Annotated in this window: 22 protein-coding genes; 8 read left to right on the top strand and 14 right to left on the bottom strand. The window is 66.3% G+C overall.

All coding sequences use genetic code 11. From position 1 onward, the window contains the following. The first annotated feature begins 103 nt into the window (after nt 1–103). From BLQ85_RS16750 to BLQ85_RS16720, 7 genes are read left to right on the top strand one after another with little or no spacing between them, the layout of a single operon-like run. On the top strand, nt 104–985 hold the full coding sequence (locus BLQ85_RS16750; protein ID WP_074578435.1) for a MurR/RpiR family transcriptional regulator: 882 nt from the start codon (nt 104–106) through the stop codon (nt 983–985). Beyond that, nucleotides 982–2,913, top strand: coding sequence for a bifunctional 5-dehydro-2-deoxygluconokinase/5-dehydro-2-deoxyphosphogluconate aldolase (iolC, locus tag BLQ85_RS16745; RefSeq protein WP_074578433.1), 1,932 nt, complete (start codon nt 982–984; stop codon nt 2,911–2,913). The genes BLQ85_RS16750 and iolC overlap by 4 nt, the downstream gene beginning before the upstream one ends. A gap of 36 nt (nt 2,914–2,949) precedes the next feature. Further along, nucleotides 2,950–3,852 carry an NAD(P)-dependent oxidoreductase gene (locus tag BLQ85_RS16740; protein ID WP_074578431.1) on the top strand — a complete coding sequence of 301 codons (903 nt, stop codon included), beginning with the start codon at nt 2,950–2,952 and terminating at the stop codon, nt 3,850–3,852. 31 nt (nt 3,853–3,883) lie between these two features. Next, nucleotides 3,884–5,236: an ABC transporter substrate-binding protein gene (locus tag BLQ85_RS16735; protein ID WP_139201032.1), complete on the top strand. Its 1,353-nt coding sequence runs from the start codon at nt 3,884–3,886 to the stop codon at nt 5,234–5,236. 33 nt (nt 5,237–5,269) lie between these two features. Next, entirely contained in the window at nt 5,270–6,199 is a 930-nt protein-coding gene (locus BLQ85_RS16730; RefSeq protein ID WP_074578429.1) for a branched-chain amino acid ABC transporter permease, read from the top strand. A 35-nt stretch (nt 6,200–6,234) separates the two neighbouring features. Then, a complete protein-coding gene (locus BLQ85_RS16725; RefSeq protein ID WP_074578427.1) occupies nt 6,235–6,978 on the top strand; it encodes an SDR family NAD(P)-dependent oxidoreductase in 744 nt (247 codons plus the stop codon). Between the two features lie 50 nt (nt 6,979–7,028). Next, nucleotides 7,029–7,841, top strand: coding sequence for an SDR family NAD(P)-dependent oxidoreductase (locus BLQ85_RS16720; RefSeq protein ID WP_074578425.1), 813 nt, complete (start codon nt 7,029–7,031; stop codon nt 7,839–7,841). Between the two features lie 80 nt (nt 7,842–7,921). Here BLQ85_RS16720 and BLQ85_RS16715 read toward each other — a convergent pair whose 3' ends face one another. From BLQ85_RS16715 to BLQ85_RS16700, 4 genes are all read right to left on the bottom strand, one after another. After that, a complete protein-coding gene (locus BLQ85_RS16715) occupies nt 7,922–8,626 on the bottom strand; it encodes a tetratricopeptide repeat protein (protein WP_139201031.1) in 705 nt (234 codons plus the stop codon). Nucleotides 8,627–8,910: 284 nt separating this feature from the next. Continuing rightward, nucleotides 8,911–10,101 (bottom strand): pyridoxal-phosphate-dependent aminotransferase family protein, encoded by a 1,191-nt coding sequence (locus BLQ85_RS16710; RefSeq protein ID WP_074578421.1) that lies wholly within the window; start codon nt 10,099–10,101, stop codon nt 8,911–8,913. 9 nt (nt 10,102–10,110) lie between these two features. Next, nucleotides 10,111–11,007: a DMT family transporter gene (locus tag BLQ85_RS16705; RefSeq protein WP_074578419.1), complete on the bottom strand. Its 897-nt coding sequence runs from the start codon at nt 11,005–11,007 to the stop codon at nt 10,111–10,113. A gap of 67 nt (nt 11,008–11,074) precedes the next feature. Beyond that, a complete protein-coding gene (locus tag BLQ85_RS16700; protein WP_254806460.1) occupies nt 11,075–11,518 on the bottom strand; it encodes a flavin reductase family protein in 444 nt (147 codons plus the stop codon). Between the two features lie 173 nt (nt 11,519–11,691). On the opposite strand from BLQ85_RS16700, the gene BLQ85_RS16695 reads away from it, so the two are divergent. Beyond that, a complete protein-coding gene (locus BLQ85_RS16695; protein WP_074578415.1) occupies nt 11,692–12,543 on the top strand; it encodes a M14 family zinc carboxypeptidase in 852 nt (283 codons plus the stop codon). 15 nt (nt 12,544–12,558) lie between these two features. On the opposite strand, the gene BLQ85_RS16690 is transcribed toward BLQ85_RS16695, so the two are convergent. From BLQ85_RS16690 to BLQ85_RS16645, 10 genes are all read right to left on the bottom strand, one after another. Further along, nucleotides 12,559–13,377 carry a M55 family metallopeptidase gene (locus BLQ85_RS16690; RefSeq protein WP_074578413.1) on the bottom strand — a complete coding sequence of 273 codons (819 nt, stop codon included), beginning with the start codon at nt 13,375–13,377 and terminating at the stop codon, nt 12,559–12,561. Continuing rightward, nucleotides 13,374–14,450, bottom strand: coding sequence for a DmpA family aminopeptidase (locus BLQ85_RS16685; protein WP_074578411.1), 1,077 nt, complete (start codon nt 14,448–14,450; stop codon nt 13,374–13,376). The genes BLQ85_RS16690 and BLQ85_RS16685 overlap by 4 nt, the downstream gene beginning before the upstream one ends. A gap of 18 nt (nt 14,451–14,468) precedes the next feature. Further along, on the bottom strand, nt 14,469–15,389 hold the full coding sequence (gene gsiD, locus BLQ85_RS16680) for a glutathione ABC transporter permease GsiD (RefSeq protein ID WP_074578410.1): 921 nt from the start codon (nt 15,387–15,389) through the stop codon (nt 14,469–14,471). Then, entirely contained in the window at nt 15,386–16,306 is a 921-nt protein-coding gene (gsiC, locus tag BLQ85_RS16675; protein ID WP_074578408.1) for a glutathione ABC transporter permease GsiC, read from the bottom strand. Before gsiC ends, gsiD begins: the two co-directional genes overlap by 4 nt. A 54-nt stretch (nt 16,307–16,360) precedes the next feature. Continuing rightward, nucleotides 16,361–17,908: a glutathione ABC transporter substrate-binding protein GsiB gene (gene gsiB, locus BLQ85_RS16670; RefSeq protein ID WP_074578405.1), complete on the bottom strand. Its 1,548-nt coding sequence runs from the start codon at nt 17,906–17,908 to the stop codon at nt 16,361–16,363. Between the two features lie 78 nt (nt 17,909–17,986). Continuing rightward, nucleotides 17,987–19,846, bottom strand: a complete 1,860-nt coding sequence (locus BLQ85_RS16665; protein WP_074578403.1) for a dipeptide ABC transporter ATP-binding protein — start codon at nt 19,844–19,846, stop codon at nt 17,987–17,989. Then, a complete protein-coding gene (locus BLQ85_RS16660; protein ID WP_254806464.1) occupies nt 19,843–20,799 on the bottom strand; it encodes an isoaspartyl peptidase/L-asparaginase family protein in 957 nt (318 codons plus the stop codon). The genes BLQ85_RS16665 and BLQ85_RS16660 overlap by 4 nt, the downstream gene beginning before the upstream one ends. A 50-nt stretch (nt 20,800–20,849) precedes the next feature. After that, on the bottom strand, nt 20,850–21,809 hold the full coding sequence (locus tag BLQ85_RS16655; protein ID WP_074578400.1) for a MurR/RpiR family transcriptional regulator: 960 nt from the start codon (nt 21,807–21,809) through the stop codon (nt 20,850–20,852). Nucleotides 21,810–21,971: 162 nt separating this feature from the next. Further along, nucleotides 21,972–22,262: a hypothetical protein gene (locus BLQ85_RS16650; protein ID WP_074578398.1), complete on the bottom strand. Its 291-nt coding sequence runs from the start codon at nt 22,260–22,262 to the stop codon at nt 21,972–21,974. 88 nt (nt 22,263–22,350) lie between these two features. Beyond that, nucleotides 22,351–22,917, bottom strand: coding sequence for an NAD(P)H-dependent oxidoreductase (locus tag BLQ85_RS16645; protein WP_083336887.1), 567 nt, complete (start codon nt 22,915–22,917; stop codon nt 22,351–22,353). Nucleotides 22,918–22,998 lie beyond the last annotated feature (81 nt).

Here is a 22,998-nt window from a genome sequence, read left to right as displayed (position 1 = left end):
ACAGAATATAAATTCTATTATTTAAATAAGCAAGAACATTTATTCTAAATTGACGCGATGCGAGCCGGCCCGGCCCATCGCATTTCCCAGGCGGCAAGAACCCATGGACTCTGCAACGAACTACGAAGAACTCAAGGCGCTGATAGGCCGGACCTACCCGGACATGTCCAAGCAGTTGCAGCGCATCGCGCGCTTCGCGCTGGAGCAGCCCAACGAGCTGGCCCTGGGCACGGTGGCCACGGTAGCCGAGGCCACCGAGGTCCAGCCCTCGGCCATGATCCGTTTTGCCAACGCGCTGGGCTATGGCGGCTTTTCCGAAATGCAGCAGGTGTTTCGCGGCCACCTGCTGGAGCGCTCCGACAGCTACCGCGAGCGCATAGACCAGCTGCGCCGCAAGCAGCTCAACGGCGAACGCGCGCCGGCCGGCGTGCTGCACCAGCTGGTGGGCGAGTCGGTGGCCGAACTCGGCCACCTGGAAGAAAGCATTGCCCAGGCCGACCTCCAGGCCGCCGTCAAACTCATGGCCTCGGCGCCGCGCATCCATGTGCTGGCACAGCGCCGCGCTTTCCCGGTGGCGGGCTACCTGGCCTATGCGCTGAGCCAACTCGAGCTGCGCACCCATTTGCTCGACGGCACCGGCGGCATGCTGCGCGAAAGCCTGCGCTCCATCGCGCCCGGCGACGTGCTCATCGCCGCGAGCTTTCGCAACTACTCGCCCGAGGTGATCGCCGCCGCGGCGGAGGCGGCCAGGCTGGGCGCTTCGGTGATCGCCATTACCGACGGCCCGCTCTCGCCGCTCAAGGCGCATGCCGAGGTCTGCCTGGAGCTGGCCGACGATTCGTCCAAACCCTTCCGCTCGCTGGTCGCGCCGCTGTGCCTGGCGCAGGCGCTGGTGGTCAGCACCGGCCACCAGCTGGCCGAGCAGGGCGCGGCCAAAACCAAAGGCAAACCGGCCGGAAAGCCGGCGCGCAAGAGGGCCGCATGAACCGCCCGCTGGACCTGATCTGCGTGGGCCGCGCCGCCGTCGACCTGTACGGCGAACAGATCGGCGGCCGCCTCGAAGACATGCAGAGCTTCAGCAAATACCTGGGCGGCTCGCCGGCCAACACCGCGGTCGGTGTGGCGCGCCTGGGCCTCAAGCCTGCCATGCTGACGCGCGTGGGCGACGAGCACAACGGCCGCTTTGTACGCGAAACCCTGGCCGCCGAAGGCGTGGACGTGAGCCATGTGGCCACCGATCCCAAGCGCCTGACGGCGCTGGTGTTCCTGGGCATCCAGGACCGCGACACCTTCCCGCTGGTGTTTTACCGCGACAACTGCGCCGACATGGCGATCAGCCCTGAGGACTTCGACGCGGCCTTTATTGCCTCGGCCAAGGCGCTGCTGATCTCGGGAACACATTTGTCGCAGCCGCTCACCTACGAAAGCTGCACCCGCGCCATGGCGCTGGCCAAGGCCGCCGGCACGCGTGTGGTGCTGGACATCGACTACCGCCCCGTGCTCTGGGGCCTGACCAGCCCCGGCATGGGCGAGCAGCGTTTTGTGCCTTCGGGTGAGGTCAGCGCGCACCTGCAGACCGTGGTCGGCCAATGCGACCTGGTGGTCGGCACCGAGGAAGAAATCCACATCGCGGGCGGCAGCACCGACACGCTGGCCGCCCTGCGCCGCCTGCGCGAATTGACGGCCGGCACGCTGGTGGTCAAGCGCGGCCCCATGGGCTGCGTGGTGTTCGACGGCGCGATTCCCGATTCGCTCGAAAAGGGTTTGCAGGGGCCCGGCTTTCCGGTCGACGTTTACAACGTGCTGGGCGCGGGCGATGCTTTTATGTCGGGTTTTCTGCGCGGCTGGATACCGGGCGAGCCTCTCGCGCGCTGTTGCGCCTATGCCAATGCCTGCGGCGCGCTGGTGGTTTCGCGCCACGGCTGCGCGCCGGCCATGGCGAGCTGGGAAGAGCTGCAGTTTTTCCTGGCGCACGGCTCCACCACGCGCCGCCTGCGTGAAGATGCACGGCTCGAGCACCTGCACCGCGCCAGCACGCGCACGCGGCGCTGGGAAGAACTGGTCATCCTGGCCTTTGACCACCGCATGCAGCTCGAAGAGCTGGCCGCGCGCCATGGCGCGGGCATGCAGCGCATTCCGCACTTCAAATCCCTGATCGCCGAAGGCGCGCGGCTAGGGGCCGGCCGGCGCGCTGGGGTTGGCGTAATCGTTGATGGCCGCTTCGGCGAAGACGTGCTGCCTTCCGTCACGGGCAAAGGCTGGTGGGTGGCGCGGCCCGTGGAGCTGCCCGGCTCGCGCCCGCTGCAGTTTGAAGCCGGTGCCGCTCTGGGCGCGGCCATGCGGACCTGGCCCGGCGAGCATGTCGCCAAATGCCTGGTGAGCTACCACCCGCAAGACCCTGCGCCTTTGCGCGAAAGCCAGCTGGCCAGCCTGGCCGACCTGCAGCGCGCCAGCGTGGACAGCTTTCACGAATTCCTGATCGAGGTCATTCCCCCCAAGGACATGCCAGCCGACGAGGACACGGTGCCGCAGGCGCTGGCGCAGATTTACCAGGCCGGCATCTTCCCCGACTGGTGGAAGCTGCCGCCCGCCGCCAGCGCGGCAGCCTGGGAAAAGATCGCCACGGTCATTCACCAGCATGACGCCCATTGCCGCGGTGTGCTGGTGCTGGGCCTGGAAGCCAGCGAGGAAAAACTGGACCAGAGCTTTCGCATCGCGGCGCCGCATGCGATTTGCCGCGGCTTTGCGGTCGGGCGTTCGATTTTTGCCGACGCGGCGAACGGCTGGTTTGCCGGCGCCATGGATGACGCGGCGGTGGTCCGGGACATTGCCGAGCGTTATGCGCGGCTGATTGCGCTCTGGGACCAGGCGCGCACAGGCAAGCAGACCCGCGCGACCGAGCCCGTGAACTGAACACAAGCAACACCACGAACAGGACGGAGACAAGACATGGCACCCCGAATCGGATTTATCGGCATCGGCATGATGGGCCACGGCATGGCCAAAAACCTGCTGGCCAAAGGCTTCGGCCTGACGTTCAAGGTCAACCGCAACCGCGACAACCTCGCCGACCTCATCGCCGCCGGCGCGAAAGAAGCCAAAACCAACGCCGAGTGCGCGCAGGTTTCGGACATCGTGTTTATCTGCGTCACGGGTTCGCCCCAGGTCGAGGACATCGTCTACGGCAAGGACGGCCTGCTGGACGGCGGTCGCCAGGGCCTGATCGTGGTCGACACCTCCACCGCCGAGCCGGCCTCCAGCACACGCATACGCAATGACCTCGCGGCCAGGGGCATCAAGCTGGTCGATGCGCCGCTGGCGCGCACGCCCAAGGAGGCCGAGGAAGGCCGGCTCAACACCATGGTGGGCGCCGAGCCCGAAGACTTCAAGGCGCTGGAGCCGGTGCTCAAGGCCTTTTGCGAAAACATCTTCCATGTGGGCCCGCCCGGCCACGGCCATGTGCTCAAGCTGGTCAACAACATGATGGCCATGAGCTTTGCCGCCTCGATTGCCGAGGCCTTTGCGGTCGCGGCCAAAAGCGGGCTGGACCTGAACCGCCTCTACGACGTGATCTCGGCCGGCGGCGTGAACTGCGGCATCTTCCAGATGATGGCGACCAAGACGCTCAAGGAAGGCGACGTCACCGGCTTCAAGTTCGGCATCGCCAATGCGCAGAAAGACTTGCGCTACTACACCCACCTGGCCGAGATGCTGCCCGTCAGCAGCCTGATGGGCGAGGCCGCGCACCAGAGCCTGATACAGGCCAGCAACGCCGGCTTCGGCGACAAGCTGATCGCCTCTCTTTTTGAAGCGCAGGAAAAACTCAACGACGTCAAGATCGTTCCCCGTTAAGCCCATCCCTCAACCAGCAGGAGACAAAACCATGAGCGAGATCAACAACAAGGCTGCAGCCCCCGAACCCAAACCCGAAGCCGCCGCCACCTCGCGCCGCGCGCTGCTCAAGCACTCCAGCCTGGCGCTGGTGGGCGCGGGCCTGTACGGCGTCGCGCCCTTTATGGGGCCCTGGAAGCACAACCACGCCTGGGCGCAGACCGGCCAGAAGAAGCCGCTGACCATAGGCCTGACCATGGACGCCTCGGGCCTGTACGCGGCCTCGGGTGGCGAGGAGCGCCTGGGCGCCATGATGGCCATCAAGGAGTTCAACGACAAGGGCGGTGTGCTGGGCCGGCGCATAGAGGCCATCCACATCGACACCGAAACCACGCCGGCCACCGGCTCGCGCGTGGCCGAGCGCATGATCACGCGCAACGAAGCGGCCTTCCTGGTAGGCGCGGTGCACTCCGGCGTGTCCAACGCGATCTCGCAGGTCGCGCAGAAATACGGCACGGTGTTTTTCAACACCAACTCCAGCAGCCCGACCGAGGCTGGCAAGGACTGCCACCGCACCAAGTTTGTCTGGGACGGCAACGGCACCAACTTTTCGAATGCCATCGTCAAGAACGCCATCAAGGCGAGCGGGCGCAACTGGGTGCTGCTGACCAACGACTATGTGTGGGGCCACACCACCTCCAAGGCGACGCGCGCCATTGTCGAGGCCAACGGCGGCAAAGTCGTGGAAGAACTGCTGGTGCCGCAGAACACCCGCGATTTTTCGTCCTACCTGCTCAAGCTGCAGCAGCTCAAGCCCAACGTGGTGGCCACGGCCGTGGGCGGCGACGACATCAAGGCACTGCGCCAGCAGGTGGTGCAGCTCAAGATGAACCAGACCATGGCCTGGATCAATAACCAGCAGGACTGGCCCGACGTCTACGGCCTGGGCCCCGAGGCCATCTTCGGCGTCTTCGGCACCACCTGGTACTGGCGATTGAACCTGCCCGGCGTGAAGGAGTTCGTGGCGGCCTACCAGAAGCAGTTCCCGGGCATGGCGATACGCGTGCCGGGCAATGTGTTCCACAACAGTTATATGGCCACGCGCGAGCTGCTGCGCTGCATCGAAGAAGCCGGCACCACGAACAACATCGCGGTCATCAAGAAGCTCGAAGGCCGCAAGATGAGCGCGGCCGACCGCCTGCAGCATTACGACGCGTGGATGGACCCGGTCACCCACCAGTGCCAGCAGACGATTTACATGGCCAGCTACAACGACCAGCCCGCCGAGAAGGACGACATCTTCAAGATCCTCACGCAGGCCGACCCCAAGGACGTGATGGACAAGGACGCCGCGGGCGCCTGCAAGCTAGAGAGCTACGACGCGACGCCCAGCTACGAAGCCTGAGCGCCCAGCCGCCAACCCTCTTTCAAGGCCGACATGGATTTCCTGCTTCAGCTTGTTCCGCACCTCGTCAACGGCATCTCGCTGGGTCTGCTGTTCGCGCTCATCGCGCTGGGCTTTATGCTCATCGTGGGGGTGATGGAGACCATCAACCTCGCGCACGGCTCGCTGTTCGCGCTGGGCATGTACTTCGCGTTGTTCCTGGTCGCGCCGCAGCTGGGCATGTTCCCGAATCTGCAGGCCTGGTATATGGGCCTGCCGCTGGGCACGCGCTACGGCGTGGCGCTGGTCTTCGCGCCGATTTTTGTCGGCATCTTCGGCATGCTGCTGGAGCTGTGCATGCGGCGCACCTACGGCCGCGACCCGCTTTACGGCCTGCTGCTGACTTTCGGCGCCGCGCTGGTGATTGAAGAAGGCATACGTGTGGTCTGGGGTTCGTCGGAAAAGCAGCTGATGCTGCCCGAGGCCATCTCCGGCGCCTTCCTGATGGGCGACCTGGTGTATTCCAGGTACCGCTTCTTCGCCAGCGGCTTTGCCATCCTGATGATTGTGCTGCTCTGGGTGTTTTTGCAGAAGACACCCTACGGCGCCATCATCAAGGCCGGCGCGCACGACAGCGAAATGGTGCGCGCCCTGGGCATCAACCTCTCGCGCCTGCGCCTTTTTGTCTTCGGCCTCGGTGTGGCGCTGGCGGCCATTGCGGGTGTGGTCATGGCGCCCATCTGGGGTATACGGCCCCATGTGGGCGTGGACGCGGTGGTGCCGGCCTTTTTGATCATTGTGCTGGGTGGTGTCGGTTCGCTGTGGGGCGCGGTGATTGCCGGGCTGATGGTGGGCATGGTGGTGGGGCTTACCGGTTCGTATGCATCCGAGTGGTCGCTGATGTCCATGTATTTGCTGTTTATCGCCGTGGTGACTTTCCGTTCACGTGGTCTCTTTGGCAAAAAGAGCGTATTGGATGCATGACGCCCCTTCACTGATTACCGCAGAAAGTTATTTGGATGAAACCGCTTCAAGACAAAGTCGCGCTGGTCACAGGCGCGGCCGGCACCATGGGCCTGGCCGTCGTCAAGGCCTTGCTGGAAGACGGCTGCAAGGTCGCGATGGTCGATGTGAACCACGAAGGCAACCGCGCGCTGGCCGATGAGCTGGGTTCGCGTGCCTCGGCGTTCTCGTTTGACATCAGCGACGCAGCCGCCGTGAGCGACGGCCATGCCCTCATCGTCAAGGCATTCGGGCCCGTCGACATCCTGGTCAACAACGCCGGCATTCTTTCCAACAACAAGGTCGAGGCCACCGAGGCCGGTGAATGGCGACGCGTGCTGGGGGCCAACCTCGACGGCGCTTTTTACCTCGCGCAGCAGGTGGTGCCGGCGATGAAGGCGCGGCGCTTCGGCCGCATCATCAACACCAGCTCGCTGGCGGCCAAGACCGGCGGCTTGACGGCGGGCACGGCCTACTCGGTGTCCAAGGGCGCGATGAGCTCGCTGACCTTTTCGCTGGCGCGCGAACTCGCGCCTTTTGGTGTCACGGCCAATGCCGTCGCGCCGGCCTATGTCAAGACGCCCATGATCACCGAGCAGCTCAATGAGGAGCAGCGCCAGAAGTTGCTCAAAGACATCCCGGTCGGCCGCTTCTGTGAACCCGAGGAGTTCGCCCATGTGGTGCGCTTCCTGGCTTCGCCGCTGTCGGGCTTTATCACCGGCGAGATCATTGACCTCAATGGCGGCCTGCTGATGGATTGAGGAAAACCCTTTCGCCGCTCGCCTGCTTTGCGCCCACAATTTCGCCATCCATGAGCAACATCACACCCCGGATTGATTTCGGCACCGCGCTGACAGGCCTGTTCGACCTGCGCGGCAAAACCGCTTATGTGCCCGGCGGTTACGGCGGCATAGGCGAAGCCATTGCCTGGGGCCTGGCCATCGCGGGCGCGCGTGTCGCGGTGTCGGGCCGCGATGAGGCCAAGGCGCAAGCCGTGGCTTCCGCGCTGCGGGCGGCGGGCCACGAGGCCCTGGGCCTGGCCATGGACGCGCATTCGGTGCCGCAGATGCAGGCCTCCGTCGACGCGGTGGCAGCGCAGTGGGGCGGCCTCGACATTTTGGTGAACTGTGTCGGCATGCAGCGCGAGCAGGCCTTGCTCGACGTCACCGAAGAGGCTTTTGACGAGGTGTTGCAGGTCAACCTCAAGGCCGCGATGTTTCTCGCGCAGGCCGCGGCCAAAAAACAGATTGAAGGCGGCAAAGGCGGCGCGCAGGTGCATCTGCTCTCGGTGCGCGCGCAGCTGGGGCTGCGCGGCCGCGGTTATTCGGCCTACAGCAGCAGCAAGGGCGGCCTGGTCATGCTGATACGCCAGCATGCGAGCGAGCTGGCGCCGCACGGCATCACCGTCAATGGCATCGCGCCCACCGTGGTGCAGACCGAGATGGCGCGCCACTGGCTGGAAAATCCCGAGACGCATCAACAGGTGCTGGAACGCATTCCGCTGGGCCGCGTGGCCGACCCGCAGGACGTGGCCGGTGCGGCGGTGTTTTTTGCGGCGCCCGCCTCTCGCTTTGTTACCGGGCAGGTGCTGTATCTCGACGGCGGTATCACCGCTTCGCAGTAAGCCCGAACAAACTGGTGTAAAAAAATTGATAGCGCCGCGCCCAATTTTCCCATTCACGCGGGTTCGGACAAGTTGCAGCCTTACTTCGCCAATCCGAGTGCCTTTGCCGCATTCACCATCGACGGATCCAGCGCCCAATTTGGATTGGCCTGCATATGGCGCTTGAGTAATTCCGCCGCTTCTTCGTTGCGTTTCAAAATGCCCAACGAGAAAACGGCTTCTTTAATACCGCCTATTTTTGCAATACGGGCGGGATCAATGCCAAGTGCTTTGTCAACCGTAGCCACGCATTCTTCATGGCGATCAAGCTGATGAAATGCCGCGGCCATTGCCAGCAAGGACAGTGCACTATGGTCAATAGAGTTCCACTTTTGCGATCGCGCCAGAGCCATAGCCCAGTTCTGATTTTTGGAATCTATCTCACCCAAAAATCCTAGTATCGGTACATACGCCGGATTCTTCTTCGCTATGTCTTCCGCCATCTTGTAAGCCGTATCTACATTGCCTCTGCGCAAGGTAGTCTCCGCCAATACCTGGTGCAAATTGGCTTGGTAAGGACTGCCCTTCTGTATGCCTTGCTTTGCTATGCGGTCTGCACTGGCGAGATCTCCGGCATCCATGTAAAGAATGGCAAGTCTTGGGTCGTAAAAACCTTTGCCAATACAGGATTTGCCTTGGTCTTCCAATGCCTTGGCGCGCCCAAGACGACTACCCAGCCCAGGGCTCTCGTCCCAGCGAACAGAAAGTGCATCGCAGGTAGGCGCGTCCGTAGCGGTTTGACTCATGGCAACGGAGCTCCATATAGATATGGCCGTACAGAAGAGGCCCGACCAAAGTGAATATCTAACGGTGCTGCCACCAAGAAATCGTACGCATTTTTCAGTTTCGCGTTTCAATTTTTCATCCCCTCTGCAAACGCTTTCCCTCGGCCGAAGCGCAGTGGCCATAGCTTGGTGCATCTTCGGATGCGGCTTTTCGATGCGCAATTGCGAAGCCGGCTTTATCGCCAAAGAAAAGTTGCTTCATTCTGGGGTTTTCCGGCACAACAAGTGGAGACCTGTTCCAAGGCTCAGCGTTGGCCCGCCAAAGCCGCGACGGCATGCTGCACGCCGTTGCCGAAAGGAATGCCTTGCACCCGCATCGCCGCTTCCACGCCGGCCAGGCAGCCCAGGATCATGGCCGGGTTCATGTCGCCCAGGTGGCCTATGCGGAATGTGCGCCCCGCCAGCGGGCCCAGGCCGCCCGCGATCGCGACCTGGAATTGCTCGCGCGCGACCGTACGCATGGCCTCGGGATCGATGCCCTCGGCCACCGCCACCGTGGTAACGGAGACCGAACGCGCCGCCGGCTCGCGTACAAAAAGGGCCAGCGCGCCGCCCTCGCTCCAGGCCTGGACGGCGGCATGCACGGCGCCGGCGATCAGCCGGTGGCGGGCAATGACCTGTTCAAGGCCTTCGTGAAAAATCAGCCCCAGCGCGGCCTCCAGGCCGAAGAGCAGGGTTTGCGGCGGCGTGCCGCAGAACTTGCGGTAGCTCAGCGGGCTTTGCCGCCGCGCCCAGTCCCAGTAAAACCGCGGTGTTGGATTGGCCGCGGCGACCTTCATCGCGGCGGCATCGGCGGCCACAAAGGCCAGGCCGGGCGGCACCATCAGGCCTTTTTGTGAGGCGCCCAGCACGACGTTGGCGCCCAGCGCATCCATGGCAAAAGGCGCCGCGCCCAGCGAGGCCACCACATCCACCACCAGCAGCGCGGGATGGCCCGCGGCATCCATCGCCCGCCGCACCGCGGCGATGTTGCTGGTCATGCCGCTGGCGGTGTCGGTGTGGACCACAAACACGGCCACGATGGCGTGCGAGCTGTCGGCGCGCAAGGCGGCTTCAATCGCCTGCGCATCAGCCGGGTAGCCTTCGCGCCAGGGCGTGCGCAGCACCCGCGCGCCCATGGCCTCGGCCTGCACGGCCCAGGACTCGGAAAAATGCCCGGTGCCGGCGACCAGCACCTGCTGCCCCGGTGCGAGCAGGTTGGCGATCACCGCCTCCCAGGCGCCGTGGCCGTTGCAGGTATACAGGAAGACGTCGGCCTTGGCGGTTTGCAACAGCGCCTTGAGCCCGGTTTCGCAGGCCTGGATCACACGCTCCAGCCGCGGGTCGCCCATGTCCATGGGCTGCCTTCGCATCGCGTCCATCACCTCGTCGGGTACCCGCGTGGGGCCCGGTGAATGGAGGAAACGATGGCCGGGGATGCGTGGGTGGGTTGTCATGCCGAAAAATTATGCGCCTGCCGGCTTGCGGTTGACCAGCACGATGCCGGCCGCCACGGTGGCCAGCGCCACCAGCAGGCCGGTGGTCACGCTTTCCTTGAGCCACAGCGCGCCGAACAGCAGCGCGAACAGCGGCGTGAAAAACACAAACACCGAAATTTTGGTGGCGGGGTAGCGCCCCAGCATCCACATCCAGGCCAGGTAGCTGGCGAACGCGCCTATCACCGTCTGCAGCAGCAGCGAGGTGATGGCAAACGGGCTGAACTGCCAGGACCACTGCTCGCCCAGGTAGAGCGACAGCAAGGGGAACACGGCGGCGCTGACGGCCAGCTGGTAGAACAGCAGCTTCTCGGCGGAGATCTTGACCAGCTGGGTAGCCCGTATCACCACCGTGGTCAGGCCCCACAGCATGCCGGCGGCCAGCGCCAGCAGGTCGCCGCGCGCCGTCGAGGCATGGTCGCCGGTAAAACCCTCGCGCAGCGCGAACACCACGGCGGCAAATGCGCACAGCAGGCCCAGCCATTGCAGGCCGCGCAGCCGCTCGGACTTGACCCACAGCGGCACCAGCGCCGCGACCCAGAAGGGTGAGGTGTACAAAAACACCGTGAGGCGGGAAGCGCTGGTGTATTGCAGGCCCACATAAATGCAGGCGAACTCCGCGCCGAACAGGGCGCCCGCCAGCAGGCCGGCCTTGAGCGAGCCGTCGCGGTTGAACAGCGGAATCTTGCGCCACAGGCACCACAGCCACAGCAGGGCCGTGGCGCCGACCAGGCGCAGCGAGGCCTGGAACATGGGCGGGATCTCGCTGATGGTGGCCTTGATCAGCACCTGCTGCAGGCCCCAGAACAGGCAGCAGCCCAGCAGCAGGGACATGGCGAGGGTGTCGAGATGGGTCTTGCGTGTCATCGTGAAGAACCTGGCGAAACTGGCGGGGACCTGAAAGCGGCGGCCGCGGCCGTCGCCTTCTCGTGATTTACAGCGGGTGCTCGGTATAAAACCTGCCGCCGTGGAACAGCAGCGGCGAGGCGCCCGCGCGGTGGCCGCAGCGCTCGACCTCGCCGACGAAGATCACGTGGTCGCCTTCTTCATAGCGGCTGCGGTTAAAGCATTCAAAGTGCGCGGCCGCGCCGTCCAGCAGCGGCGCGCCGCTGGCGCCTTCGCTGTAGGCCACGCCGTCCCAGCGATCCGCGCGCCCGCTGGCGAAACGCTCGGCCAGCTCTTTCTGGTCGGCCGCGAGGATGTTGATCGCGTAGTGCGAGCCGGCGCTCAAGGCGGCCATGGAGCCGGCCGCGCGCGCCAGGCTCCAGAGCACCAGCGGCGGTTGCAGCGACACCGAATTGAAGGAGTTGGCGGTCAGGCCCACCAGCACGCCGGCCGGCGTGCGCGCGGTGACGATGGTGACCCCGGTGGCGAACATGGCCAGAGACGCCCGGAATTCCCGCTGTGAAAAGCTGGGGCTGCTCGCTTGGCGAGGTATGGCGGGGGTCGGCATAGACAGCTAATTTAACTGATGCGGCCCCGGCCCACTTGCGTCAGGGTTTAGGCGGGAGGGCGGCAGGGGCCGCGGCGGCGCCGGTTAAACTCGCGGGCATGCCGTTTCACCGCTTTGCCCTCTGCCTGCTTGCTACTTATTTCATAGCGATCGGTGCCCGGGCTGATTCGCCTTGCGCCGACTACGCGGCCAAACTGCCGAACGTCAAGCGGGACCTTTGCGAGGCGGCTCAGCTGCAGCCCACGGGCGCGCGATCCGTCAACGGGCAGGCGATTTGGGTGCGCGACATCAAGCCCGACAACGCCGGCCTGCGCGTGCTGGTGGTGGGCGCCATCCACGGCGACGAGCTGTCCTCGGGCGCGGTAGCCCTGCACTGGATCAAGCTGGCCGCGCAGCCGCCGCAGGACGCGCCCCAGGTGGTCCACTGGCGTTTTGTGCCGGTGCTCAACCCCGACGGCGTGCTGTCCACGCCGCCGCGCCGCGTCAACGCGCATGGTGTGGACCTGAACCGCAACTTCCCCACGCCCAACTGGGAGCGCGACGCCAAGGTCTACTGGGAAAAGCGCACGGGCAAGGACCCGCGCCGCTGGCCCGGCCCCAAGCCGCTGTCCGAGCCCGAGTCGCGTTTCCTGCATGAGCAGATGCAAAGTTTCAAGCCGCAGCTCATCGTCAGCATCCATGCGCCTTACGGCGTGCTCGATTTCGACGGGCCTTCGGTTCCGCCCTCGCGCCTGGGGCGGCTTTACCTGGACCAGGTCGGCATCTTCCCGGGTTCGCTGGGCAACTACGGCGGCATCCATAAAGGCGTGCCGGTGGTGACCATAGAGCTGCCCAACTCCACGCGCACGCCGCTCGATGCCGAGATGCGCCAGATGTGGCTGGACCTGCTGCGCTGGATGAGCGAGCGGGCAGTGGGCCAGGGCGCGGAACACGCGCCGCGTGTGCCCTAGGGCGGCAAGCAGCTCCTAGCGCAGCATGCTGGACATGGCCGACAAGCTGTTGACCATGCGCACCGCGGCCTCCACGGTAGGCGCGTCAAAGCCGACCTCGTCCCCCTCCAGCCGCCGCAGGGCCGGCCACTGGCAAAACAGGTCGGCCAGCGCCGGCGACTGGGTCTGGATGCGCACGGCGATGGGGCCCGGCAGCACATAAGGGCGGGCCGCGCTGCCCTGTGCCAGCGCGGCGGCCACGCCGACGCGTATGGCCGCGCAGGCCTGGGCCGGGGACAGGCTGATGCCGCTGGTCTGGCCGGTCGCCCGCTTGGTCTGCACAAAGGTGGCATGCGGAAACAGCGGGCGGTGCTCCTCGATGAACACATCGTCGCCGCTGGCCATCACCACCGGCACGCCGTACTCGCCGGCCAGCGCGCCGTAAATGCCGGCTTCGCCCAGTTCAAGGCCGTTGAAATACACGCGCGCAAAGGCAAAGCTGTTGATGGTGTGCGCCAGGATGCCGCGGCCCTGCGCGCGCGAGTGGTAGCCGACCATGCAGACGGCGTCCACGCCGTCGTCGACGCCGGCCATCATGCTGAGGTAGCGCGGCTTGCCCATGACGGCCTGGGCGCGCGCATCCAGCAGCTCCGGAGGCATGTTGCGAAAACTCCCGTGCGAATCGTTGACCAGCACCTCGGTGGCGCCCGCGTCGAAGGCGCCGGCAATGGCGGCGTTGGCCTCGTGCGCCATCAGCAGGCGGGCGCGCTCGTACTCGGGATTGCCGGCACGCACCTGTTCGTGGTGGAAAACGCCGGCAACGCCTTCGATGTCGGTGGAGATCAGGACTTTCATGGGCAATCCGCAGAAGGTGAAAAGGAGGATGAAGAAGGCCAGCCGGGCAGCAGCTCCGCCAGCGCGCGGCGCTGGTGGCCGCCGCGGCCGGTGACGGCACTGGCCTGCCACAGGGCGTGGATGATGGCCTGCTCGGTGCTGTCGGCCACGGCCTGGAACAGCGGGTCTATCAGGCCGTCGTGCAGCAGGGCCACGGCCGGCATGGGCCTGCTGGTTTGCTGCGGCACGGTGTAGGCGGTGGAAAACGCCAGCGCGATGTCACCGCTGCCGTGGCCGAACACCGAGCCGGTGCGCGCCAGCCCGGCGCCGGCGCGCAGGGCCAGCCGGCGCAGCTGGCGCGCGTCAAGCGGCGCGTCGGTGGCGACCAGCAGGATGATGGAGCCTTTTTCGGGCTCTGCTGCTTGCGTATGCTGTGCCGCCAGCCGCGCGCCCAGGGCCTGGCCGGCCATGGTCAATAGCGGCAGCTGGCCGTAGTTGGCCAGCACCAGCGCGCCCACGGTGTGCTCGCCGCCCCCGGCGGCCGCCACGCGGCGCGAGGCCGTGCCCACGCCACCCTTGAGCCCGAAGCTGGACATGCCGCGCCCGGCGCCGACCGAACCTTCCGCGACCTCCACGCCCGCCTGCGCGCAGGCCTGCAGGTAGTGCTGCTCTGTGACGGCCATGCGCTGGATGTCGTTGAGAAAGCCGTCGTTGCATTCGAACACCAGCGGGTTGACCGTGGGCAGCCCGCGCCCGGTTTCGGGGTTGGCGGCCATGCATTGCCGGATTTGCGCGGTGGCCACGGCGGCGACCGAAAAGGTATTGGTGAGCGCGATCGGCGTTTCCAGCACGCCGAGCTCCTCGATTTGCAGCAGGCCCACGCTTTTGCCGAAGCCGTTGAGCACGGCCGCCGCGGCCGGGACGCGGTCGCGGAACAGGTCGCCGCCATGCGGGCGCACCACGGTCACGCCGGTCTGCACCTCGCCCGCGTCCAGCGTGCAATGGCCGACGCTCACGCCGGCGACGTCGGTGATGGCGTTGCGCTGCCCGTGCGGCAGGCTGCCGATGTGGGGCAGCAAGTGGCGGTATGTCACGAAGCGGCCTTGCCCCGCTTACTGGCGGTCTATCTTGGGGTCCAGCGCATCGCGCAGGCCGTCGCCCAGCAGGTTGAAAGCCAGCACGGTCAGGAAGATGGCCAGGCTGGGAAACAGCGCGATATGCGGCGCGTTGAGCATGTCGGCGCGCGCCTCGTTGAGCATGGCGCCCCATTCCGGCGTGGGCGGCTGCGCGCCCAGGCCGAGGAAGGAGAGGCTGGCCGCCGTGATGATGGAGGTGCCTATGCGCATGGTCAGGTAGACCACCACCGAGGACACCGTACCCGGCAGCAGGTGGCGCAGCATGATGACCGAGTCGGGCGCGCCTATGGAGCGCACCGCCTCGATGTAGGTCTGGTGCTTGAGCGAGAGCACATTGCCGCGCACCAGGCGCGCGAACGCCGGCACGCTGAACACGGCCACGGCCATGATCACGTTGATCATGCCGTTGCCCAGGATGGCGACGATGCCGATGGCCAGCAAGATGCCGGGAAAGGCGAACAGCACGTCGGACATGCGCATGACGATGCGGTCCCACCAGCCTTCGTAATAGCCGGCGAGCAAGCCCAGCAGCGTGCCGATCACGGCGCCCACGGCCACCGAGACCAGGCCCGCGGCCAGCGAGATGCGCGCGCCCATCAGGATGCGGCTGAAGATGTCGCGGCCCAGCGCGTCCACGCCGAACCAGTGCTTGGCCGAGGGCGGCGCGTTCAGGGCGTCATAGTCGAAAAAATTCTCCGCGTCAAAAGGGCTCAGCCAGGGCGCGAGCACCGCCACCAGCACCAGCAGCAGCACAAAACCGGCGGCCGCCAGGGCCACGCGCTGCTTCTTGAATTTGCGCCAGAACTCGGCGGCGGGTGTGCGCACGGAGAGCTGCGCGCTGTCTGGAAGCGGCGCTTCGTTCGCGGCGGCGGTGCTGGGGGATTCGGTGGTGTTCACTTGAAGCGGATGGTCGGGTTGATGACGGCGTAGAGCATGTCCACCACCAGGTTGATCAGGATGAATTCGAGCGAGAACAGCAGGACCAGCGCCTGGATCACGGGATAGTCGCGCATCTCCACCGCGTCGACCAGCAGCCGGCCCATGCCGGGCCAGTTGAACACCACCTCGACGACGATGGAGCCGCCCAGCAGGAAGCCGAACTGCAGGCCCATCATGGTGACCACCGGGATCAGCGCGTTGCGCAGCGCGTGCTTGACCACCACCACGGTTTCAGTGAGGCCCTTGGCGCGCGCCGTGCGCACATAGTCTTCCTTGAGGATGTCGATGAAGGAGCTGCGCGTAAAGCGCGCCATCACGGCCGCCACGCCCGCGCCCAGCGTGAGCGAGGGCAGGATGTAGTGGCGCCACGAGTCGGCCCCGACGGTAGGCAGCCAGCCCAGCTGCACCGAGAAGAACTGCATCAGCAGCATGCCCAGCGCGAACGAGGGGAACGAAATGCCCGAAACCGCCAGCGACATGCCCAGCCTATCGGGCCAGCGGTTGCGCCACACCGCCGACACCATGCCCAGCACCAGGCCCAGCAGTACCGACCACCCCATGGCCGCGATGGTGAGCCAGAAGGTGGGTGCAAAACGCTCCGCGATCTCCGTGGCCACGGGCCGCTTGGTGCGTATGGACAGGCCGAAGTCGCCTTGTAGCGCGTGGCTGAAAAAGCGCACGAACTGCTGCGGTATCGGCAGGTCCAGCCCCAGGTCGCGGCGCACCAGCTCCACGGTTTCGGGGCCCGCGTCGGGCCCGGCGGCCAGGCGTGCCGGGTCGCCGGGCAGCAGGTGCACGAACAGGAACACCAGCACGGCCACGATCAGCAGCGTCGGCAGCAGGCCCAGCAGGCGCTTGAGAAGGTAGAGAGTCATGCGAAGGCGGGCTTCTTGAGAAGGTCAGAGGGGCTGGGGCAGGCGCGGCCGGGATTACTTGAGTTCGACTTCGTCGAAGTTGAAGCTGCCGTCCGGGATCACGTAAAAGCCGGCCAGGTTGCGCGCGCGCACCGACAGCAGCCGTTCGGTCACCAGGAAGGCCCAGGGTGCGTCCTTCCAGATGCGCTGCTGGGCGTCGGTGTAGAGCTTGGCCTTCTCCGCGCCGCTGGTGGTGACCAGCGCCTTGGCGATGTCGGCGTCCACTTCAGCATTCTTGTAGTAGGCGGTGTTGAACATCTTGGGCGGCAGGGACTCGGAGGCCAGCAGGGGGCGCAGCGCCCAGTCGGCTTCGCCGGTGGATGAGGACCAGCCCACGTAGTACATGCGCACCGGCGCCGTCGCGGGGTCCTGCGCGCTTTCCACGCGCTCCACGCGCTGGCCGGCTTCCAGCGCCTGCACCTGCACCTTGATGCCGACCTGGGCCAGCTGCTGCTGCACGAACTGGATCACCTTCTGTGCCGTGGTGTAGTTGTAGGCCGACCACAAGGTGCTTTCGAAACCGTTGGGATAGCCAGCTTCCTTCAGCAGCTCGCGCGCCTTGGCCGGGTTGTAGGGCCAGGGGCCCAGCTTGGCGGCGTATTCCACGCCATGCGGCACCACGCCTTCGGCGGGAATCGCGTAGCCCGAGAAGGCCACCTTGACCAGGGCCTCCTTGTTGATCGCGTAGTTGATGGCCTCACGCACCTTCGGGTTGTCGAAAGGCTTTTGCAGCGTGTTCATCGAGAGGTAGCGGTGGATGATGGAGGGCGCGCTCGTCACTTCCAGGCTGGGCTTCTTCGACAGGCTTTCCACCGTCTCGGGCGGCATCGGGAAGGCGAAGTGGGCCTCGTTGGTCTGCATCATGGCCGCGCGCGTGTTGTTGTCCACCACCGGGCGCCAGGTGATGCTGTCCACCTTGGGGTAGCCCTTCTTCCAGTAGCCTTCCCACTTGGCGACCTTGAGGTAGTCGGTGGCCTTCCACTCGACGAACTTGAAGGGCCCCGTGCCCACGGGGTTTTGCGCGATGCCCTTGCTGCCGTACTTGGCCAGCGCGGCGGGCGAAATCATCACGCCCGAGGGATGGGCCAGCGTGTTGATGAAGGGCGAGAAGGGCTCCTTGAGCGTCACGCGCACGGTGCTGGCGTCCACCGCCTCGGTCTTGGCGATGTTCTTGTAGAGGTTGTAGCGCTTGAGCTTGTTGTCGGGGTTGGTGACGCGGTCGAAATTGACCTTCACGGCCTCGGCGTTGAAAGGCGTGCCGTCATGGAACTTGATGCCGGACTTGAGCTTGAAGGTGTAGACCAGGCCGTCCTTGCTCACGGTGTGGCTCTCGGCCAGCACCGGCACCATCTTCATGTCCTTGTCGAAACCGTACAGGCCCTGGTAGAAGGACTTGGCCATGGCCTGCGACAGCGTGTCGTTGGCGTCATACGGGTCGGTGCTGGTGAAATTGGACTGGACGGCAACGACCACGTCCTTGGCGGCATGGGCCGGCGCGGCGAGGCCCATCAGGCCGATGATGCCGGCCAGCGCGGCGGTGAGGGTGGAAAGACGATTCTTCATGAAAAAACTCCTAGAGGCGAAACGAGGGGCAAACACGGGAGACGGAAGGGCAAAGGCAGGTGGGGGCAAGGGTGGACGTCAATAAGGGCCTCCCACCGAATGCCGCGCGACAAAATGCCCCGGCGCCACCTGGTGCAGCGGCGCGACTTGCGGCGCGTCGCCCACGGCGCGTATGGGGCTGGGGATCTCGTCGGCCATGAGCTCGCGCACGGCGCTGCGGCGCGCCGGGTCGGCGACCGGCACGGCCGCCAGCAGGCGCCGGGTGTAGGCGTGCTGCGGGTTTTCGAACACGGCGCGGCGCGGGCCGATCTCCACGATCTGGCCCAGGTACATCACGGCCACGCGGTGGCTGATGCGCTCGACCACTGCCATGTCGTGCGAGATGAACAGGAAGGCGACGCCGAATTCCTGCTGCAGGTCCAGCATCAGGTTGATGATCTGCGCGCGAATCGACACGTCCAGCGCCGACACCGCCTCGTCGGCGATCACCACCTTGGGGTTGAGCGCCAGTGCCCGCGCGATCGCCACGCGCTGGCGCTGCCCGCCGGAGAACTCGTGCGGGTAGCGATGGGCCGCCTCGGCCGGCAGGCCCACCTTGCCCAGCAGCCAGCGCACGCGCTCCTCGGCCTCCTTGGGCGAGGCGAGCTTGTGGATCAGCATGGGCTCCATGACCGAATAGCCTATGGTCAGCCGCGGGTCGAGCGAGGCGAAAGGGTCCTGGAAGACGAACTGGATGTCGCGGCGCAGCGCCTGCAGGGCCCGGCCCTTGAGCGCCGAGATGTCGCGCCCCGCGACCTCGACCTGCCCGCTGTTGAATTCGAGCAGCCGCGCCAGCGAGCGGCCGGTGGTGGATTTTCCGCAACCGGATTCGCCCACCAGGGACAGGGTTTCACCGGCCTTGAGTTCGAAGCTGAGCTGCTCCACCGCATACACCTGCCGGCGCACGCGCCCGAGCAGGCCGCTTGCCAGCGGAAAGCGCGTGACCAGGTCCTGCACCTTGAGCACGGGCGGCAGGTCGCTGCGCACGGTGTTGGCGGCGCTGAGAGGCTGTCCGTTCCCGGATAGCGGCGCGCCCGGCACCGCAAAGCGCGCCGGCAAATCCTGCCCCTGCATGGCCCCCAGCCGGGGCACGGCCGCCAGCAAGGCCTGGGTGTAGGGCTGCTGCGGCCTGGCAAACAGGGTGGCGCAGTCGCCTTCCTCTACCTTGTCGCCGCGGTACATCACGAGCACGCGGTCGGCGATTTCGGCCACCACGCCCATGTCGTGGGTGATGAAGATCACCGCCATGGCCAGCTCGCGCTGCAGTTGCTGGATCAGCGCGAGGATCTGCGCCTGGATGGTCACGTCCAGCGCCGTGGTCGGCTCGTCGGCGATCAGCAGCGTGGGCTTGCAGGCCAGCGCCATGGCGATCACCACGCGCTGGCGCATGCCGCCCGAGAGCTGGTGCGGATGGCGGCCCAGCACGTTTTTGGCTTCCGGGATGCGAACCAGGTCCAGCATGCGCAGCGCTTCGGCCAGCGCCGCCTGGCGCGAGAGCCCCTGGTGCAGGCGTATCGATTCGGCGATCTGCTCGCCGACCGTGAACACCGGGTTGAGCGAGGTCATGGGCTCCTGGAACACCATGGCGAGGTCGGCCCCGCGCAGGCTGCGCATTTGCGACTGCGAAGCGCGCGCCAGGTCCAGGCGCTCGCCGTTGCGGCGCGTCAGCCACATGCTGCCGCTGCCCAGGCGGCCGCCGCCTTGCTCCACCAGGCGCATCAGGGCCAGCGAGGACACCGATTTGCCGGAACCCGATTCACCCACGATGGCCAGCGTCTCCCCGGCGTCCACGTGAAAGCCGAGATTGCGCACCGCGTGCACGGTGCGCTGCTCGCTGGCAAAACTCACGCTGAGGTCCTTGACCTCAATGACGCGCTGGCGGTTAGGCTGGGGGCTCATGCGGCGAATCCCTCGATGGCGTCGGCGTAAATGGCGCTCACCGGCGCCTCGCCCACGCGGGCCCAGCCGCGGTACATGCCTTCGGTGTTGAAGGGCAGGCTGAGGTGGCCCTGCGCATCGACGGCGATCAGGCCGCCACGCCCGCCCAGGGCGGGCAGCACCTTCATGACCACTTCCCGGGCGGCCGCGTCCAGCGGCATGCCGGCATAGGCCATGCGCGCGCAGATGTCATAGGCCGCCGCGGTGCGTATGAACATTTCACCGGTGCCGGTGCAGGAAATCGCCGCCGTGCGGTTGTCGGCGTAGGTGCCGGCGCCTATCAGGGGCGAGTCGCCCACCCGGCCGGCGCGCTTGTTGGTCATGCCGCCGGTGGAGGTGGCGGCGGCCAGGTTGCCCTGCGCATCCAGGGCCACGGCGCCCACGGTGCCGAGCTTGCGGCCTTCGTCCAGGGGTGCGGCGCCGGCAGGACCTGAGCGGAACGCCAGGGCCGCGCCGTCGTGGTCCAGCACGGCCGCGTCCGTCGCGAGCGCGCGCCGCAATTGCTCGCGGCGGGCCTCGGTTGAAAAATAATCGGGCGAGACCATTTCCAGCCCGCACTCCTGGGCGAAGGCCTCGGCACCGGCCCCCACCAGCAGCACGTGCGCGCTGCGCTCCATCACGGCGCGCGCCGCGCGCACCGGGCGGCGCACGCGGTTCACGCAGGCCACCGCGCCGGCGCGCAAGGTGGCGCCGTCCATCACGGCCGCGTCGAGTTCATGGGTTTCGTCATGGGTGAAGACGGCGCCATGCCCGGCATTGAACAGCGGGCAGTCCTCGAGCAGCTCCACCGCCAGGCTGACCGCATCGAGCGCGCTGCCGCCGCCGGCCAGCAGCTGCTGCGCGGGCCGCAGGATGGCCTGCAGGGCGGCGTGGTAGGCCGCGTTTTGTTCCGCGCTGATGTGGCTGCGGCTCATGGTGCCGGCGCCGCCGTGGATGGCGATAAGGGGGATAGGCTGGGGCCGTGTCACTTGGAAACCTTTGGCGATTTGGGTGGGGTGCGGGCTTTGCGGGGTGCGGGCGCCGCGGCGTCGGCATCGGCGCGCAGCCGGCTGGCGTGGTTGCCGTGCAGCCAGGGCAGCACCGACTCGGCCAGCTGAGTCGCCGCCTTGAGCGAGTCTTTGGCGCTGTGGGCGACGGCGCTGCACAAGGCCTCGATCAGCGCCAGCACGGTGGCTTCGGAATTGGCGAAATACTGGCTCTCGGTGTGGGCGTAGAGCGCGACGCTGGCCAGCGGTGCCAGCGGCGATGTCACGCGGTCGGTCAGCGCCAGCACCGGCACGCCGGCGTCGTGCGCGCGGCGCGCCAGCAAGATCGTGTCGCTGAAATAGCGCGGGTAGGCGATGGCGATCAGCAGGTCCTCGGGCTTCAGGCGCGCCAGCAGCCGCGCGCCGTAAGAGGAGCTTTCCACGCTGGCCAGCAGCTGGACGTTGTCGCAATACGGGTCCAGCGAGCGCTGCAGCAGCCCGCCGAGCCAGCTGCTGCTGCCGAAGCCGGCAATGTAGATGCGCCGTGCCTTCAGGATGGCCGCCACCGCCTGCTCGCAGCTCTGGGCATCCAGCGCTTGCCGTGTCAGCTCAATGTTGCGCTGGCTTTGCGCCAGCGCGGAGGCAAACACGTCGGCCACCGTGGCGGAGTGCTCCAGCTTGTTGCGCAGCTTCTCGACCGGGGCCAGGGTGGCTTCGAAGCCCAGCACCAGCGCGGCGCGGAACTGCGGGTAGCCCTCAAATTCCAGCGCCCGCGCGAAGCGGTTGGCGGTGGCCACGGAAACCCCCAACGTGGCGGCCAGCTCGTCGATGGGCATGGTTGCTGCTTGCAGGGGATGGGCCAGCACATAGTCGGCCATCTGCCGGTGAGAGCGCGTCAGCGTCGGCAACAAACGCCCAATACGCTGTGCCATCGAAGGGTTGCCGGGAAATGTCGCCATCAGGGCCTAAGCAGAAATTGGATGTATATAAATTTACAAATCAATTCATCATAGCGAAATTTTTGATCATTTCCAATTAAATTCGGGCCTGTGCATGCGATGCGAGGTGTTGGGGGGCGCGCTTGAGCGGGGTGCGCGGCTGTGCGGCGAAGCAGGGATGCGCTAGGGCCGCAGCTTTTTATAGGCCCGGTCCATTTCAGGGGCCTTGCTGGTGTCTTTCAGGCCCCGGCGCAGGTCGCTCGCGGCTTGTTTGACGGCGGGATCGGGCTTGGCGGGGGTCATGTCCAGCGACTGATCGCGCTCGTGCGGCAGTTCCAGGCTGGCTTGCACCGCGCCGTCCTGGGGCGTGCCCGCCTGTCCCGGGCGCTGTTCGCGCGGTGCCTTTGCGGGCATGCCTTTGCCGGAGGCCGCTTGCGCGGCGGTGCTGTTCAGGGGCGGGTTTTTTCGGGCCATGCGGTCACTCTGCGCCGCCGGGGGCGCCGGCCCTGTCAGCCCCGCAGGGCAGGGCCTGTAGGAAAAACCCCCTCGCCAGCCGCGGCCCTCAGGCCGCCAGAAAGCTTGCGGCCTGCGCCACCGCCGCTGTGTCGGCCTTGACGGCATCGGGCGGCCCGCCCTTGCCCCAGAGCTCGCCGCCGTAGTTCATGGCCATGAATTGCGCACACAGGCGGATGGAGTCGATCATGGGCTGGGCCTTGGCGCGGTCGCCGCTGGTGGTGACCAGCCGCAGCGTTTTTTTCGCCATCTCCTCCTTGAAGGGCAGGCCGGGCACGCGCATCCAGGCGCTCCAGTGGTCCAGGTAAATCTTCAGCGGCGCCGGAATGCTGTACCAGTAGACCGGGGCCACGAAGACGATGTCGGTGGCGGCCAGGGTCGCGTCCAGCAGGGTCTTCATGTCGCCCTCTGGCATGGGGTATTGGCCTGTGGTGTGGCGCTGGTCCACAAACGGCGGCATTTGCATGCGTGCCAAATGGTGCCAGGCCTGGGGCGTGCCGGCCGGCAGCGCCGCGGCGGCCTGCCGGGCCAGCCATTCGGTGTTGCCCAGCACGCCGGGTTCGCGCGTGGAGGTGGCCAGGAAGAGGAAGTTGGATGGAGCATTCATGGCGGCCATGGTAGCGGCAGCCGCGAGCCCCTGCAGCTGCGGGGTTGGGGCTCGCGTGCCAGAATCGGGCACCGATTCACTGGAGCCGCC

This window comes from Polaromonas sp. JS666, assembly GCF_900103405.1.
GTDB lineage: Bacteria > Pseudomonadota > Gammaproteobacteria > Burkholderiales > Burkholderiaceae_C > Polaromonas.
The sequence above is the reverse complement of the archived record's forward strand: the minus strand, read 5'-3'. Positions and strand labels throughout refer to the sequence as shown.